At 72.1% G+C, this 15007-nt stretch carries 15 protein-coding genes; 8 read left to right on the top strand and 7 right to left on the bottom strand.

Annotation, left to right across the window (positions count from 1 at the left end; translation table 11 throughout):
* The first annotated feature begins 133 nt into the window (after positions 1–133).
* The 3 genes from ACFY1S_RS22120 to ACFY1S_RS22130 all read left to right on the top strand — a co-directional run bounded on the left by ACFY1S_RS22120 (position 134) and on the right by ACFY1S_RS22130 (position 2528).
* Positions 134–682, top strand: coding sequence for a hypothetical protein (locus ACFY1S_RS22120; protein WP_387121023.1), 549 nt, complete (start codon positions 134–136; stop codon positions 680–682).
* Positions 683–772: 90 nt separating this feature from the next.
* Entirely contained in the window at positions 773–1972 is a 1200-nt protein-coding gene (locus tag ACFY1S_RS22125; protein ID WP_387121026.1) for a DUF1015 family protein, read from the top strand.
* An 88-nt stretch (positions 1973–2060) separates the two neighbouring features.
* The gene (locus ACFY1S_RS22130) at positions 2061–2528 is read left to right on the top strand and encodes a ribose-5-phosphate isomerase (RefSeq protein ID WP_387121029.1); all 468 of its coding nucleotides are present in this window, start codon (positions 2061–2063) and stop codon (positions 2526–2528) included.
* 11 nt (positions 2529–2539) lie between these two features.
* Here ACFY1S_RS22130 and ACFY1S_RS22135 read toward each other — a convergent pair whose 3' ends face one another.
* Complete coding sequence (locus tag ACFY1S_RS22135; RefSeq protein ID WP_139586722.1) at positions 2540–2884, bottom strand: hypothetical protein; 345 nt, start codon at positions 2882–2884, stop codon at positions 2540–2542.
* 113 nt (positions 2885–2997) lie between these two features.
* On the opposite strand from ACFY1S_RS22135, the gene ACFY1S_RS22140 reads away from it, so the two are divergent.
* Positions 2998–3543 (top strand): hypothetical protein, encoded by a 546-nt coding sequence (locus ACFY1S_RS22140; protein WP_364373487.1) that lies wholly within the window; start codon positions 2998–3000, stop codon positions 3541–3543.
* 136 nt (positions 3544–3679) lie between these two features.
* Here ACFY1S_RS22140 and ACFY1S_RS22145 read toward each other — a convergent pair whose 3' ends face one another.
* The 3 genes from ACFY1S_RS22145 to eccCa all read right to left on the bottom strand — a co-directional run bounded on the left by ACFY1S_RS22145 (position 3680) and on the right by eccCa (position 10357).
* A complete protein-coding gene (locus ACFY1S_RS22145; RefSeq protein WP_387121033.1) occupies positions 3680–3946 on the bottom strand; it encodes a hypothetical protein in 267 nt (88 codons plus the stop codon).
* A gap of 120 nt (positions 3947–4066) precedes the next feature.
* Entirely contained in the window at positions 4067–6214 is a 2148-nt protein-coding gene (locus ACFY1S_RS22150; RefSeq protein ID WP_387121036.1) for a M14 family zinc carboxypeptidase, read from the bottom strand.
* A 120-nt stretch (positions 6215–6334) separates the two neighbouring features.
* The gene (gene eccCa / locus ACFY1S_RS22155) at positions 6335–10357 is read right to left on the bottom strand and encodes a type VII secretion protein EccCa (protein WP_387121039.1); all 4023 of its coding nucleotides are present in this window, start codon (positions 10355–10357) and stop codon (positions 6335–6337) included.
* Positions 10358–10473: 116 nt separating this feature from the next.
* On the opposite strand from eccCa, the gene eccD reads away from it, so the two are divergent.
* Positions 10474–11796, top strand: a complete 1323-nt coding sequence (eccD, locus tag ACFY1S_RS22160) for a type VII secretion integral membrane protein EccD (RefSeq protein ID WP_387121042.1) — start codon at positions 10474–10476, stop codon at positions 11794–11796.
* A gap of 25 nt (positions 11797–11821) precedes the next feature.
* On the opposite strand, the gene ACFY1S_RS22165 is transcribed toward eccD, so the two are convergent.
* From ACFY1S_RS22165 to ACFY1S_RS22175, 3 genes are read right to left on the bottom strand one after another with little or no spacing between them, the layout of a single operon-like run.
* Positions 11822–12172 (bottom strand): hypothetical protein, encoded by a 351-nt coding sequence (locus ACFY1S_RS22165; RefSeq protein ID WP_387121045.1) that lies wholly within the window; start codon positions 12170–12172, stop codon positions 11822–11824.
* A gap of 47 nt (positions 12173–12219) precedes the next feature.
* A complete protein-coding gene (locus ACFY1S_RS22170; protein ID WP_387121047.1) occupies positions 12220–12939 on the bottom strand; it encodes a hypothetical protein in 720 nt (239 codons plus the stop codon).
* 9 nt (positions 12940–12948) lie between these two features.
* Positions 12949–13242, bottom strand: coding sequence for a hypothetical protein (locus tag ACFY1S_RS22175; protein WP_387121049.1), 294 nt, complete (start codon positions 13240–13242; stop codon positions 12949–12951).
* A 60-nt stretch (positions 13243–13302) separates the two neighbouring features.
* Between ACFY1S_RS22175 and ACFY1S_RS22180 the strand changes: the two genes are divergently transcribed.
* The 3 genes from ACFY1S_RS22180 to ACFY1S_RS22190 all read left to right on the top strand — a co-directional run bounded on the left by ACFY1S_RS22180 (position 13303) and on the right by ACFY1S_RS22190 (position 14885).
* On the top strand, positions 13303–14172 hold the full coding sequence (locus tag ACFY1S_RS22180) for a hypothetical protein (protein ID WP_387121052.1): 870 nt from the start codon (positions 13303–13305) through the stop codon (positions 14170–14172).
* Positions 14173–14237: 65 nt separating this feature from the next.
* Positions 14238–14573 (top strand): WXG100 family type VII secretion target, encoded by a 336-nt coding sequence (locus ACFY1S_RS22185; protein WP_167517510.1) that lies wholly within the window; start codon positions 14238–14240, stop codon positions 14571–14573.
* Positions 14574–14591: 18 nt separating this feature from the next.
* Positions 14592–14885: a WXG100 family type VII secretion target gene (locus ACFY1S_RS22190; protein ID WP_357080017.1), complete on the top strand. Its 294-nt coding sequence runs from the start codon at positions 14592–14594 to the stop codon at positions 14883–14885.
* Positions 14886–15007: the final 122 nt, after the last annotated feature.

Raw genomic sequence — 15007 nt, forward strand, 5'->3', positions numbered from 1 at the left:
GTCGGACGCCTGGTGCGGCTGCGGGGGCCGGAGGCGGCCGCGGCGTCACCGGTGGGCGGGCGGCGTCGTTTCCCTCGGTGTCCGCCGCAGCGACCCGCAGGGCCGCACCCCGCAGCTCGTGGAGGCTTTCCCAATGGCCAAGCACCGTGCGTCCGGTGACGATCAGTTGACCCAGCAGGGGGTGATCGAGACTCCCGGTGCGGCCTACTGGTCGGTCGACGACTCCCGCTGGCCGGCGGTCCGTCCCGACCTACCCGCCGACGTGGTGGATCTGCTCGCGCCACCCATCGTGGTCGGCGTGGCCCGGGTTCCGGTGACCTCCCGCCTGACCCCGCCCGCCGACGACGCGTCGGCCGACGTGGCGGCGTCGCTCACGGCTCCCACGCCGCCCATGGCGCCGGTCCTCGCGTCCGTACCGCCGGCTCCGGTCCTGTCGTCGGCGGCCGCGCCGGCCGAACCCGCGCCGCCGCCACCCGCGCCGACGCCCCCGCGGCCGGTGCCGACGCCGCCGCTGAACCCGCGGCCCGTGCCCGCGCCGCCCCCGGAGCGTCCCGTGCCGGGGCCGCCCGCGTCACCCCGCCGCAACGCGGGCACCGGGCCGGCCACGACCGGCCGCAGGGGTAACGGCGGGCCCGCCGTGGCGGGCCGACACCGCCGGGGCACCTCGGGCCGCGCTGGCTGACCACCGCGCCGCCCTCGCGGGGCTTTCATCTGGTGGACGCTGCGCGGGTCCCCGTCGGCTCCGACGCGGTCGCCGGTAGCGTCAGCGGGCATGACGGTCGTGCACCCGATCAACCGGGCCTGGATCACCACTGGCGGCACTGGCGCGCAGAACTACGACGAGTTCGCCGACGACGCGGAGATCACCGCGATCATCGAGGCGAACCCGCACAGTGCCCTCGGCATCGAGATGCCGCACCGGGCGCCGGAGAGCGCGGGGAAGTCCTTCCTCGACGCCCTGCCGGACGCGGTGGCCCGCCTCACCGAGGCCAAGGCGGACGGCAGCTACACCCCCGCCGAGCAGGTGGTGGTGCTCTACCGGATCAGCGCCCCGGGCGAGTCCCCGGCGTACGGGCTGTTCGCGATGGTGGACACCGACCAGATCTCCACCCGGGCCGACGAGCCCGGCCTGGTCATCCGCAACGAGGACGTGTTCATCGCCAAGGTGCGCGAGCGGGTGGCGCTCGCCGAGGCGCTCGGTCACCTGCTCTCACCCGTACTCCTGCTCCAGACCGGGTGCGGTGACGAGCTGCACGCCGCGCTCGCGGCGGCGACCGACGCGGGCGGTGCGCCCGCCGCGACGGACACCGACCAGGCGGGGCGTACGCACGCCATCTGGCTGCTCGGCCCCGGCCCGGAACAGGACGCGCTCACCGCCCTGGCGGGCGGCGGTGAGCTGGTCGTCGCCGACGGCAACCACCGCAGCCTGGCCGCCCAGACCGGCGGGCTGCCGCGCTTTCTGGCGGTGGTGACCACCCCGGCGTCGGTGGCCATCCAGCCGTACAACAGGCTGGTCAGCGAGCTGACCACCACGCCGGCCGAGCTGCTGGACCGGTTGCGGGCGGCGGGCGCGCAGGTCGAGCCGATCGACGGCCCGGTCGAGGTCCCGACCGCCGGCGGCGTCGTCCACCTCCGGCTGGCCGAGCAGGGGTACGCGGTGCGTCTGCCTGCGGGCGCCGCCGGCCGCCTGGAGAACCTGGACCACGCCCTGGTCGAGCGGCTGCTGCTGCGGGACGCGCTGGGCCTGGACCCGGGCGACAAGCGGATCACCTACGTGGGTGGGGACTACCCGGCGAGCTGGCTCACCGGCGAGGTCGATGCGGGTCGGGCCGAGCTGGCCATCCTGATCGCCCCGGTGACCGTCGACGACTTCGTCGCGGTGAACCTGGCCCGGGAGAAGATGCCCCGTAAGAGCACCTGGTTCACCCCGAAGGCGCGCGGTGGCCTGGTGGTCGCCGAGCTGCCCCGCTGACGACCCGCCCACCCGGCCGTGTGACGAACCCGGCTCTCCGACGCCGCCCCCGCGACGTCGGAGAGCGCGGCCTGAGAGACTGCGCGGTATGCGCGTCTACCTGGGATCCGACCACGCCGGTTTCGAGTTGAAGGTGCACCTGGCCAACCACCTGGCCAAGCAGGGGTACGACGTCGTCGACGTCGGCCCGCACAGCTACGACCCGGACGACGACTACCCGGCGTTCTGCCTGCACACCGGTGACCGGGTGGTGGCCGACGGGGTCGGCCTGGGTGTGGTCATCGGTGGCTCCGGCAACGGTGAGCAGATCGCCGCGAACAAGGTCGCCGGGGTCCGTGCCGCGCTCGCCTGGAGCGTCGAGACCGCCCAGTTGGCCCGGCAGCACAACGACGCGAACGTGGTGGCGGTAGGCGCCCGTCAGCACACCCTGGACGAGGCCACAGGCATCGTCGAGGCGTTCCTGAACACGCCGTTCTCCGGCAACGACCGGCACGCCCGGCGGATCACCCAGGTGGCCGAGTACGAGCGGACCCGGCAGCTGCCCGACCTGCCCTGACACCGGGCGGGTCAGCGCGGCGAGCGGGGCAGGTCCTCGCGGGGCACCCAGTTGCGGCGGACGACAACCACCCGCGCCTCGGCCTCGGCCAGGTCGTCGTCGGTGGGTCGGGCCGCGTCCCGTGCCCGTAGTGCCGCGCTCAACCCCACCTGGGACGAGCCGGAGCCGACCAGCCCGCGCAGCCCTCGTTCGCCGTCGCGATCGTCACCGCCCTGGCCTCGACGCCGCGGCGGTGGCGGCTCGTCACCGTCGTGCACCCCGGCTGTGCTGGCGGTCGAGCCGTCGGCGCCCCGTCCACCCGGGTCGGGGTCGGAATGGTGGCGCAGGCGTCGCCGTCGCCGGTCCGGGTCACCCATCAGCCGACCGTACCCTGTCGGCCCCGGCTCGGACGGGGTCGGCGGGAGGGTTTGTCGGGTGGCTACCCTCGAATTCAGGCGGTGGTGGTGCCGTCGGTCAGGGGGAGGACGAGATGGCAGACCAGACGCAGCCGTGGGCGGAGCGGACCGTGGAGGTGCCACCGCAGGCCGGCGTCGGGGTCCCACCGCAGCGCGACGGTTTCCGGCGTGGGGTGGCCCCGGTGGGTCAGCCGCGCACACCGCGCACCGAACCGTTCCCGGTGGTCGGGCAGGAGCCGACAGGCACGGGCTGGCCGGGCGAGCCGGCGCCGCGCCGCCCGTTGAGCTGGCACCTGGCGCAGCTGCGCCGGGGCGGCGAGTGGAGTACGGCGGCCGGCCTGTTCGCGTTCGTGTGCTGGGGGATCTGGGCGCTCTCCGGTGGAGGTGACCTGTCCGGGCCGCTGCTGGTGCTCGTGTTGAGCCTGCTGGTGGCGGTCGGCCTGTTCGCGCTGTCGCGGCTCGTCGGCCGGGTGGTGCTGGAGCGTCAGCTGGGGCGGGTGCGGCGCAGCGCCCGAGGCGCGCACCTGGCGACCGCGATCTTCCTCGTCGGTCTCGGGGTGGCCTGGTTGCAGCAGACCGAGTGGGTCGTCTCGGCCTGGAACTGGATCTCCTCGAACTGATCACGAGGCGCGCACGGGCGGTCGGCCCGAGGCCGCCCGCCCGTGCACCCGGTCGTCTCCCCACCAGGCAGGGGTGCTGCTTACCCGGCCGGCCACGGTTCATCCGTGGCCGGCCGGTTCGTGTGCGTGCGGAGCGTCAGTGGCTGCCGCCGTGCCCCTCGGCGTCGGCCCTGGGGGAGGCGACCCGGGCGGCCGGGTCCTCGACGCCGGGCTCGCCGCCGTCCGGGGCGACCATCCCGTCGTAGTTGTAGAGCGGGCCACCGTCGTCGTGCTGCTTGGTGGTCTTGATGTAGCGGTGCATCATGCCGTCGATCTCCACCTCGACGAGGGCGTCGCCGCCGACGTCGAGGGTGCTGCCGTCACGAGGTCCGCCGATGAGGTGTGCCGTTGTCGTCGTGTCCATGCCGTAGCCGTACCCCGCCACCCGCAATCGGAAACGGGCCAAATGCGGCCATAGCCTCCGGTCGTCGTCGGCCCGGCGGTGGTGCCGCGCCCGTGGATCCGGGCGCGGCACCGTCGCGCGTCAGCCGGCGGCGGATTCGGCCGCGGCGTAGTCGCGGGCCACCCGGACCAGCTCGACGAGACCCCCCGCGTACTCCTGGGACTCGGCGTGCGCCTCGTCGAAGGGCGGCTGGAAGCCGACGCCCTCCCACTGGCCGGTCTCCGCGTTCCAGCGGTCGTTGCCGACCTCGAAGTCCCAGGCGAAGATGCCCAGCTCGTAGTAGAGCTGGTCGGCGGAGTTGCCGGCGGCGGAGTAGAGCACGTCGGCGACCGGGCCGGTCTGCGACGGCCAGGTCACTGTGCCGCGCTCCTGGGCGATGGCGCCGACGATCCGCCGGGCGCTGTTCAGGAACAGCGTCGACTCGTCGATCGACGGCCGGGGCAGGGTGACCCGCCCGTCGGCCCGGTACGCCCCGGGCGGCCACATGAAGTACCCGCCGTAGGAGTGCACGTTCATCGCGAACTTGATGTTCGGGTGGGCCTTCGCGAGCGCGACCACGTTGCGGCTCTCCGCCTCGGACAACTCCGAGGTGCCCGCGTACGTGCCGGACAGGCAGTTCGCGCTGGCACCCACATAGCCGTCGAAGTAGGACCCGACGGTGTAGTTGCGGTTGACGTCGACACCCCACGAGTTGCGGTTCTTCGGGTCGCGGGCCGCCCCGGTGCAGTGGTTGACCAGGTTCTTGCGCTGCATGTTGAAGTCGTTGAACGAGTAGTTCGCCCCGTCCGGGTTGACCGTCGGGATGACGAACACGTCGACCTGTTCCAGCAGCGCCCGGGTGGCCGGGTCGGTACGGGCGTTGGCCAGCATCCGCTCGGCGAACTCAAGCGTCACCAGCGGCGTGGCCCACTCCCGGGCGTGTTCCTGCGAGTACGCCAGCACACCGACGCGGGAGCCGTCCCGGTGTACGCCGAGGCGCAGCGCCTGCACCGTCCACGGCTTCGCCGGCACCTCGGTGCCCTGGAGGCCGTCGTCGAGCCGGGCGGGGCCGGCGACCGGCATCGGCAGACCCGTCGAGCCGTCCTCGACTGTGGCCCGGAACCGGTTCGGGTGCCGTGCGGTGATCGCCGCAGCGACCTCGTCGGTGGTGCTCACCGTCTTGCCGGCGGTGTCGGTGGCCAGTGAGACGGTGAGGACGCGATCGCGGTAGGTGACGGTGAGCGGCCGGTTCCGGCGGCCCGGGTCGACCGTCCGCACCTGCACGCCGTTCATGCCCTGGTCGCCGAAGCGCACCGACTCGACCACCACGGCGGCGACCGCCGGGTCCCCCAGGTACGCCACGGCGTTACGCCGGTACCCCTGGGTCTTGTTCGGCAGGTCGATCACGTCGACCAGGTCCCGGTACTGGCGGGCCAACCGCTTGATCCGCGCCTGCACGTCCACAGGCGTCAGGTACGCGTCGATGAAGTCCCTCTGGTAGCCGGCCGGCAGCGGAGGCGGGGTGGCGTTCGGCCAGAGCGACGGCGTGACGACCCGGCTGACCCCGCCGAGGCTGGACGTGGCGGTCAGCTGGACCGGCCGGCTCGGCACCGGCTGGGGAAGGTTGTAGTGGTACTGGTATTCGCCGGAGTCCTCGAAGCGGTACAGCGGGAACGAGCCGGTGGCCCCGTCGGCGGTCCGCCAGCTGACGGTGATCTCGACGTCCGGGTCGTCGGTGGCGGTGGTCGCGACCTGTGCCTGCAGGAACGTCTGCCCGGAGGCGGTCCACCAGTACGCCTGCTGCACCTGCAGCGTGTCCACTGCTGCGGCGGTGGTCGTCCGCTGGTCGGCGGCCGGGGCCCGCAGCCCGGCCCTGGTCCTTGTCTGCGCGGCGCGGACGCTGTCGGCGAAGTGCCGGCTGCCGTCCCCGGCGCGCTGCACGATCTGCACCGCCGTGGCGCCCTGCGCGGTCAGGTCGGCGAGTTGGGCGCCGGTCAGCACCAGGTCGGCGAGGATCCGGCTGTCCCGTGTCCGGGGCCGGTTGGCGAGATCGGCGCCGGTGGCGACGAGCCGGTCGAGCTGGGCCTGGTCGCGTAGTTGCACCCGGACCAGGGCGGTCTCGGTGGCGGTCAGGGTGATCGGGCTGGCCGGGGCGGCGGGTGCCGCCGATCCGGAGCCGGGATGGGACAGCACCGCGCTGATCAGGATCGCTGTGGTAGCGGCAGCTGTCCACCGTCGTCGGACGATCATGTGCCCTCCTGTGACGGACGTCGATGTGGCTTGGTCCTTACACCAGTCCATTGATCGGCATCTGTCAAGGAGTGTGGTTGGCGCGCTTTGGGCCGCCCTCCCGCAGTGGCGCGCGGAGGTCTACTCCACGTACGCCAGTTGGACGAGGGTGGTACGACGGCCGCGCCGCACCAGCCGTCCCCGCCCGGGCGGCTGGACGGAGAGGTGTGCCTGGGGCCAGAGCTGGCCCTCCTGCCGCTCGCCGGAGAGCAGCAGGCCGGCGCAGCCGACCTCCTTCATCCGCTGCGGCACCGGCTCGTGCACGGCCCGCCCCGCGCCTCCGCTGCGCCGTGCAAGCACGAGGTGGAAGCCGAGGTCCTTCGACTGCGGCAGGAACTCCAGGAACGGCGCCAACGGCCCGGCGCCGCCACCGGGCAGTAGGTCGTAGTCGTCGCACAGCACCACGATCTCCGGCCCCTTCCACCACGAGCGGTTCCGGAGCTGGTCGACGGTCAGGGTGTCCGGAGGAAGCCGTTTGCGCACCTCGCTGGCGACACCCTGCACGAGACCCGCGGCGGCGGTGGCGGTGCCGGCGTACGCGCCGAGATAGGCGTCGGGTACCGCGTCCAGCATGGTGCGCCGCAGGTCGATGACGGCGAAGACCACCTGGTCGTCGGTGAACTGCGTGGTCAGATCCCGGACCAGCAGGCGAAGCAGGGACGTCTTGCCGCTGGCCGAGTCGCCGAAGACGAGCAGGTGCGGATCGGTGCCGAACAGGTCGAGCAGGGTGGGCCGCAGCTCCGCCTCGTCGAGCCCGAGCCGGACCCGCCCGTCGGCGGGGAGCCCGCCGGACACCTCGGCGTACCCGATCATCGTCGGCAGCATCCGGATGGCCGGGGCCGACGGTCCGGTCCAGGCCGTCGCCACCCGGGACACCAGATCGTCAAGCCCCTTCGGCAGGGTGCCCACGTCGTCGCTGCCGTCGATCCGGGGCAGCGCGATGTGCGCGGTCAGGGCGTCCTGGGTCAGGCAGCGGCCCGGTGTGTCGGCGCGCAGGTTCTCGGCGGCCTGCCGCTTGATCGTCGAGTCCAGCGGGTCGTTCAACCGGAACTCGATCTTCGAGCCGATCACCGCCTGGAGCTGCATCCGCAGGTCCGACCACCGACCGGCAGTCAACACCAGGTGTACGGCGTAGCCGAGCCCACGGGCGCCGATGTCCTGTACGAGGTCGGCGAGATCCTCGAACTCCGCCTTGAGTACCGGATAGTTGTCGATCACCAGCACCACGTCGGCGGCGGGCAACTCGGGCAGCCGCCCCTCGCGGTGCATCCGCCGCATCGTGTCGATCGAGTCGATGCCGTGTGCGGCGAACAGCTCCTCCCGTTCGGTCATCAACATGCTGACCTCGGTCACCGTGCGGCGGATCCGGTCCGGGTCCAGCCGACCGGCCACCCCACCGACGTGCGGCAGCCCGGCCAGCGCGTTCAGCGCCCCGCCGCCCACGTCGACGCAGTAGAACGCGATGTCCTGCGGCGTGTGGGTCAGCGCGGCACCGGCCACCAGGCTGCGCAGCAGCGTCGACTTGCCTGTCTGCGGCGCGCCCAGGACGCAGACGTGCCCCCCGCCACCGGAGATGTCCAGCACGAACGGCTCCTGCTTCTGCTCGGTGGGCCGGTCGAGCAGGCCGAGCGGAATCCGCAGTTGTCCGCGTCGCTCCATCGGGGCCACCAGGCCGTACGCCGGATCGGTCTCCAACGGGCCGACGACGGCGTCCAGTGGCAGTGCGGCAGGCAGCGGCGGCAGCCAGATCCGGTGCGCCTGCCGCCCGTGGTCGCGCAGCCGGTTGACCACCACGTCCAGGGTGCTCGGCGCCGTGACGCTCTCGGTCTCCGCCGCCGATTCATCGGTCGTCAACAGTTTCGGCGGGTGCGGCGCCACGTTGTACATCAGGAACATCATCGGGTCGGGTGGGGCGTCCACCACCTCCTCGCCGGCCGGCGGCCGGTACGGGCCGGACACGTACGCCGCCTTGAACCGGTCGAAGACCGTGGTGTCGACCTTCAGGTACCCCGAACCGGGCAGGGGCGGCAGCCGGTACGCGTCGGGCACCCCCAGCACGGTGCGGCTCTCCTGCTCGTTGAAGGTGCGCAACCCCAGCCGGTACGACAGGAACGACTCCAGCCCGCGCAGCCGACCCTCCTCCAGCCGCTGCGAGGCGAGCATCTGGTGGATTCCGATCGACCTGCCGATCCGGCCGATCGCGATGAACAGCTCGATGAAGTCCGGTTTGGCGGTCAGCAGCTCGCTGAACTCGTCGATGATCACCATCAGGTTGGGCAGTGGAGGCAGCGGCCGACCGGCGTCGCGCCGCCTGTTGTACTCGGTGATGTTGGGCAGTTGGCCGGCGTCGAGCAGGATCTGCTGGCGGCGCTTCATCTCCCCCTGGATCGCGTCGTGCAGGCGGTCCACCAGCCCGGCGTCGTCCGACAGGTTCGAGATCATCGCCGAGGTGTGCGGCAGGTGTTCCAGCCCGGCGAAGGTGGCGCCGCCCTTGTAGTCGACCAGCACCAGGCTCAGCCGTTCGGGCGGGTGGGTCATCGCGAGGGTGAGCACCAGTGTCCGCAGGACCTCCGACTTGCCGGAGCCGGTCGCGCCGACGCAGAGCCCGTGCGGGCCCATGCCGCCCAGCGCGGCCTCCTTGAAGTCCAGGTGCACGGGGTTGCCGTCCGGGCCCAACCCGAACGGCACGGTGAGGAAGTCCGGAAGCATCCGGGGCGCCCACAGCGAGCGCACGTCGTAGCTCGCCTCGTCGACGATGCCGAGCAGGCCACGCAGGTCGACTGTCGCCTCCAGCGGGGCGTCGTCCACCGTTTCGGCCACCAGCCGCAGTGGCGAGACCCGTCGGGCCAGCAGCTCCATCTCCGCCAGGTCGAGCCGGTCGACAGTGCCGGCGGGCGCGCCGCGCAGCCGCTCGCGCTGGGCCAGGATCGCCGACGCCCGAGCATCGGTGACCTTCCGCAGGTCCTGCACTGTGACCCGGTCGTCCTCGCAGAGCACACGTACGTCCACATGGGACGGTTCGTGCTGCCGGTCGTCGACAAGCACCACCACCGCCATGCCCAGGTCTTCGGGGGCGATACCGGCTTCGAGGTGGCCGAGCGGGTCGGCACGCCCGGCCGAGATCTGGTCGACCACGACGACCAGCCGGCTGCCCCGGAACCGGTGCTGCGGGTCGCCCAGTCGCCGGGCCCGGCTGACCTCACCGACGCGCCGGGACAGCTCCGCGGTCAGCAGCGACGCCAGCGCCGACGGCTCGGAAGCCACCAGCCGCTGCGGGGCCGGGCCGTCGTACTCACTGGGGTGCAGGCAGTGCGGGAGCCACTTCAGCCAGTCGAACTCCAGCCCGGCGGTGCCGCCGAGGAGCCAGGCGAGGCGTACGTCATCCGGGGCGTGCAGGGTGGCGAGCTGCGCCACCAGTACCCGGATCAGGTTGCGGGTGGCGGCCGGGCTGCCGACCACCGAGACAACGCCGGTGACCGGCACCGCGATCGGCATGCCGTCGAGCAGCCGGTCCCGGTCGACCACCAGGCGTGCGGCGGCCAGGGTCACCGGGTCCAGATCGACGAGCGGATTGTTCTCGTCCGCCTGGAGGGTGACCCGGCGCCAGAGGCGATCCTGGCCGTGCCCGACACGCAGCACCAGGAAGTCCGGGTCGGTCAGCCGCCGCTCCCAGCGCCGGTGCGGGTCACGGAGAAGGTCCGGGAGCACCTCCGGGGCGGGGTGCCGGTGCTGGGCCGCGGCCCGCTGGGTGACCGCGTCCGCCCGGATCTGGTCGCGTACCCGGTCGATGTACTCCAGATAGCGCTGCCGTTGCCGACCGAAGCGTCGAGCCGCACCCGTGCGCTGGGTGACGTACGCGGCGATCCCTCCGAACACCGTGGCGATGAGCATGCCGAACCCGGCGATCATCATGATCGGGTTTTGGTTGGCCATCATCATGAGCAACATGCCGGCGCCGCCCATGATCGGGAGGAAGACCTGCATGATGCCCGCGAACCCGCCTCCACCGTCGGGCATCGCCGGTGGTGAGACCACGTCCAGCGCGGTCAACTCCGGCTCCGCTGGCGGAACCCGGGCCGGTCGGTGGATCACCCGCTGCGTCATCGCGACCCCTTCCGGGCCGGACCGGTCGGTGCTCCGGCCGGGTTACCGGTAGTGCTCCGACTGCCTAGAGTAGTACCGGTCGACACACTGAGCCGACCGCGCGGGGACGGAGAGTCATGGCAACCCGATTCACCCGAGTGACAGTGGTGGCCGGCGGGCGAAGCCTCGATATCAGCCTGCCCGCGGCCCGACCGGTGCTGGAGTTCGTGCCGCAGGTGTGCGAGCTGCTGTCGCTCAATCCCGAGGCCGCCGGGCGGTGGAAACTGTCCACGGTGGCCGCTGGCGGGTTGGACCCGCGCCGCTCCCTGGACGAGGCGGGCGTCATCGACGCCGAGACGCTCTACCTGACCCCACCCGAGCAGGCGCCCCTGCCGCCGTTGGTCGACGACGTGGTCGACGAGGTGCAGACCACCTTGGATGGCGATGGCAGCGAGTGGCGCGACACCGCCCGGGTGACGGGGAGCGCGGCACTGGCCGGTGTCGTGGTGCTGACCCTCACGTACGCGCTCACCACCATGCCGGTGCCGGTGGCCGCGGTCCCGGCCATGCTGTTCACGGTGGCCGCGATGGCGGTGCTGGCCGGCCGCCTGGTGGGCGCGTCCGGGGGCACGCTCCTGATCACCGCCGCGGTGCCGGCCTGGCTGGCCGCCGGCACTGCGGCGGCCCGAGCGGCCGATTGGCCCGGGCCGGCCTGGTACACCGCCGGTGCCCTCGGTGCAGGTCTCGGTGCCGCCCTGTTCGTCCTGGCGGGTGAGCGTTGGTACGGCGTCGCCGCCGGAGGGCTCGCGGTGACGGTGCTCGGCGGGCTCGGCACCGCGCTGCTCGCCGCCGGGCTCGAATCGCAGCAGGTGGCGGCGGTGGGGTCTGTCGTGGTCGTCTTCGCGGTGGGGCTGGCACCGCAGCTCGCGCTCGGCTCCGCACGCCTCGTCGACCTGCTGCGCCGACAGGAAGAGAGCCAGTGGGTCGGCCGGCATCTGGTCGCGGCGGCGGTTCGCCGGGGTCAGAGTGTGCTGTCCGGTGCCGTGGTCGGTGTCGCGCTCGCCGCCACCGCCGCCTGCGTGGTGCTGCTGACCGGCCCGGCCGGGGTCGGCGTGCTGCTCGGTGCGGTGCTGGGGCTGGTGTTCGCGCTGCGGTCGCGGGTCTTCACCCGCTTCGGTCAGGTGCTGCCCATGCTCGTCCCGCCGGTGACGGCGGCTGCCGTGGCGGTGCTCGGTGCCGTCCGGCTCACCGACGCCGACGAGGTGGTGCGGGCCTGGTTGGCCGTGGTCGGTGTCCTGGTGGTGGCGGGTGTGGTGCTCTGGGCCGGTCGTCCCCGCCTGGACGACGTCGGTGCGGCCCGGTTGCGGCAGCTCTTCGACCTGACCGAGGTGCTCGCGGTGGTCAGCCTCGCGCCGCTGGTGATCGCGGTCTTCGGTGGCTTCGACTGGGCGGCCGGCTGAGCCGAGGGCCGACCGCATCCGCTGATCAGCCGATCAGTGCGGTGCGGGGCGTGATCGCCGTGGCCGGTCCGCCCCGGTCTGCCGGCCCCGCCGTCAGCACGAGGACGGTGCGCGCCGCGTCCGACGCCGGCTGCGTGGCGGCGGGCGGGGCCAGCCCTCGCTTCTGGCGTTGCTGGGCGAGCAGCCCGCCGATGCTGGTGATCGCCCAGACCGCCACCAGCAGCAGGGCACCGACGACCAGGCTTGCGATCACCGTCGCGTAGGGACGGCGCAACTCGCGCGGGCCGCGCCGCGAACCGTGCAGGAGCGCTGCCTTGGCCGTGGCGGTCCGCAGTGCGTGCGCCTCGACCACCACCCGGTCCCGGAGGTCAGCCACGGCCGAGCCCAGCCCCGTCGTCGGTCATGGTCGCGACTGCCCGGCCGTCAGCCATGGTCGTCGTCCCGCTCGGCGTTTGTGGTCCGCTCGGCGTCGGTGGCCTGCCCGGCCTCGGTGGCGGCTGCCACGTCGTCCGGGTCGGCGGGCTTGATGCTCTGGGCCACCGCCACGATCACGTCGGTGAGCACCTGCTCCATCTCGGCGTGTGGTGTCGCGGCGCTGAGCACGGCCGTCCAGGTGGTGCCGGGCAGCGGCAGGAACAGCTGCAACACCATCGAGCGGACCCGGGTCAGGCCGCCCGGCGGCACGGTGGACGCCACATCGCGGTGCAGCACACCGGGCCCCACCGGAGTCTCGACCTCCTCCGTCGTGCCCGTGCGCGGCAGGGTCTGCCGGACCAGGGCGAGGCCGGCAGGCTGGGGCGCGGAGTTGAACCAGCCCAGGTGCAGCCCGGCGCTGCCGACGACACCGGTGGACATCCGCCCCAGCTGCACCAGACTCAGCGACGCGCCGGCGCGTTGACAGTCGGCGACGAGCTGCTCGACGAACTGAAGGACCTCCCGGCGCTCGGCGGCGCGTAGCCGTTGGCCGAAGAACCTGTCGTCGACCATCCGGGCGGCGCTGCGCTGCCAGGACTCCGGGTTGGTGTCGAGCAGCACCCAGTCGGTGGGGACCCCGATGAACCACGGAAAGTCCGGGTGCGGGGCATGGGGATTGAGCTTCAGGTCGTGGGCGGGCAGCGGATCGAGCATGGAGAGATCGCTCACGCGCCACCCCTACGATTCGGTCGGTCGTAGCGCGGCGGCCGTCTGGGTGTCGAAGTCGGAGACCATCTTGCCGATCGCGCTGGAGAGCCCGCCCCACTCGCCGATGTTGTTCATCAGCTCGAGCAGACTGGTTTTCCATTCGTCGCGAAAATCGGAGATCGCGCCCTGAATATCGGAATGATCATCGGTCAGTCCGGCGCAGTCGACCACCCCGCGATGGTCCGTCTGCAGTTGATCAGAAAGGGTGGTCAAATTTCCACCTAGGCTCACAAGCGTTGCGTAAGGATACTGAACGTACGTCATCCCGCCTCCCCGTCCTCGCCCAGCAAGGCTAACAACTCACGTCTATGCGGGGGGACCCCGATGACCCAGTACCGACAAATCGGCCGGACAATGGTCCGAGCCCTCGATCCCCGCATCACCGCGCAGGTGCGGGCCGAGCGCGAGCGCCGGGACATCCTCTCCGCCCGGCTCCGGCCGGGCGTGATCGCCGTGGTCGGGCCGGGCTCGGGCACCGGCCGCTCGACCGTTGCGGCACTGGTGACCTCGGCGCTGGCCCGCCACCAGGGCGCGGGAGTGCTCGCCGTGGACGCCGGCCACGGCGGCGGCCTGCACGCCCGGTTGGCGATCCGGTCCGATGGTTCGGCCGAGGTGGTGCTGGCCGGTCTCGGCCTGCGCGGCGACACCGCCGGCCGACGGCCAGCGGTGGGTCATCGGTGGCTGCGAGAGCACCTCGCGCTGGCCGAGCGGGCGATGCTGTTGGCCGGCCCTCCGGGTGACGGCGAGCGACCGGTGACGGCAGCCGAGTACGGCACGGTCTCGGCCGCCCTCAGTCGCTGGTTTCCGGTGCGGGTCGTTGACACCCCGCCGTTGACCAGCGATCCGGTCGTGCCGGCGGTGCTGGCCCAGGCCGATCGCGTGGTGCTCGTGGCCTCGAACGACGAGCGCGGTCCCCGGTGGCTGGCCGAATGTGGATCGTGGATTGCTCCTCTGCTGCGCAAGCCGTTCGCCCAGGTCGGCGTGCAGGTTCTGGTCAGCCGGGACGCACAGTCGGTCGTTCCCGCGGCGCGGCGTTCGGCGGGTGTGCCCGGTGACGTTCCGACCTTCGTGCTGCCGTTCGACCCGGCGCTGCGAGCCGCTGGTGCGCTGAAATGGGCTGATTTCGCGAACGGCACCCGGGAGATGACTCTCGATATAACCGCTCAGACTGTGCGAGATTTGCGACTGAGGTAACACCTGGGTCTTATCGCGCGTCTATGTTCGGATGACTGTGGTCGAGTCTACGGGAGGGGCCTGGGATGGGTGCAAAGTTTTCGATCACCGACAATGCGGTCAACCAACACTCGTCGAATCTGGACACTTCGGTCGCCGCGCTGAACAGTCAAGCGCGGTCGTTCATCAGCGCGATCGAGCCGCTGCCGGCGGTGTGGAAGGGCGCGGCGTTCCAGAGTTGGGACCAGCTGACGCAGCGGTGGAACACGGCGATGGCCGATCTCAACAAGGCATTGACCGACATCACGAGCCGGGTCGGTTCGGCGGGGCAGCTCTACGACACCTACCACTCGGAGCAGACCAGCCAGTTGCAGTCGACCATGGGGTCGGCCAACTGGGACGGCGCGAAGTTCCGCGGCTGACGGGGGGTTACGGGGATCATGGGCGACGTCTTCAGTTACGACGAGTCGACCGCCGGGTCGGCGCAGGGCGACATTGCTTCGGTCGCCAACGGGGTCCAGGCAAGTCTCGATGACCTGACCAACTTCGTCACCCGGGTGAAGGCCAACTGGGAGGGCGACGAGATGGAGATCTACAACGGCATCCAGATGCAGTGGAACACCGCGGCGGACACCGTTAAGCAGATCCTCGACTCCGTCAAGGGTGCCCTGGGTCAGACCACGACGTCCGTGCAGGAGATGCGCGGCCAGGTGCGAGGGACTCTGCAGGGCTGATCCATTCGTGCGGCCGTGTCCGGGCGTCGGTCGGGGTCCGGGCGCGTGGTACGTGGTGCCGGGCGGGGCGGCGCGCGAGCGGTCGTCCCGTGTCGGGGCTCAGTGAGTGGTTGCGGGCTCGT

This window comes from Micromonospora sp. NPDC000663, from assembly GCF_042898105.1.
Taxonomy (GTDB): Bacteria; Actinomycetota; Actinomycetes; order Mycobacteriales; family Micromonosporaceae; genus Micromonospora.

Excerpts from the sequence above, each read along its gene's own strand:
- ACFY1S_RS22120 (WP_387121023.1), top strand. The coding sequence starts at position 134 with ATGGCCAAGCACCGTGCGTCCGGTGACGATCAGTTGACCCAGCAGGGG.
- ACFY1S_RS22125 (WP_387121026.1), top strand. The coding sequence starts at position 773 with ATGACGGTCGTGCACCCGATCAACCGGGCCTGGATCACCACTGGCGGC.
- ACFY1S_RS22130 (WP_387121029.1), top strand. The coding sequence starts at position 2,061 with ATGCGCGTCTACCTGGGATCCGACCACGCCGGTTTCGAGTTGAAGGTG.
- ACFY1S_RS22135 (WP_139586722.1), bottom strand. The coding sequence starts at position 2,884 with ATGGGTGACCCGGACCGGCGACGGCGACGCCTGCGCCACCATTCCGAC.
- ACFY1S_RS22140 (WP_364373487.1), top strand. The coding sequence starts at position 2,998 with ATGGCAGACCAGACGCAGCCGTGGGCGGAGCGGACCGTGGAGGTGCCA.
- ACFY1S_RS22145 (WP_387121033.1), bottom strand. The coding sequence starts at position 3,946 with ATGGACACGACGACAACGGCACACCTCATCGGCGGACCTCGTGACGGC.
- ACFY1S_RS22150 (WP_387121036.1), bottom strand. The coding sequence starts at position 6,214 with ATGATCGTCCGACGACGGTGGACAGCTGCCGCTACCACAGCGATCCTG.
- eccCa (WP_387121039.1), bottom strand. The coding sequence starts at position 10,357 with ATGACGCAGCGGGTGATCCACCGACCGGCCCGGGTTCCGCCAGCGGAG.
- eccD (WP_387121042.1), top strand. The coding sequence starts at position 10,474 with ATGGCAACCCGATTCACCCGAGTGACAGTGGTGGCCGGCGGGCGAAGC.
- ACFY1S_RS22175 (WP_387121049.1), bottom strand. The coding sequence starts at position 13,242 with ATGACGTACGTTCAGTATCCTTACGCAACGCTTGTGAGCCTAGGTGGA.
- ACFY1S_RS22180 (WP_387121052.1), top strand. The coding sequence starts at position 13,303 with ATGACCCAGTACCGACAAATCGGCCGGACAATGGTCCGAGCCCTCGAT.
- ACFY1S_RS22185 (WP_167517510.1), top strand. The coding sequence starts at position 14,238 with ATGGGTGCAAAGTTTTCGATCACCGACAATGCGGTCAACCAACACTCG.
- ACFY1S_RS22190 (WP_357080017.1), top strand. The coding sequence starts at position 14,592 with ATGGGCGACGTCTTCAGTTACGACGAGTCGACCGCCGGGTCGGCGCAG.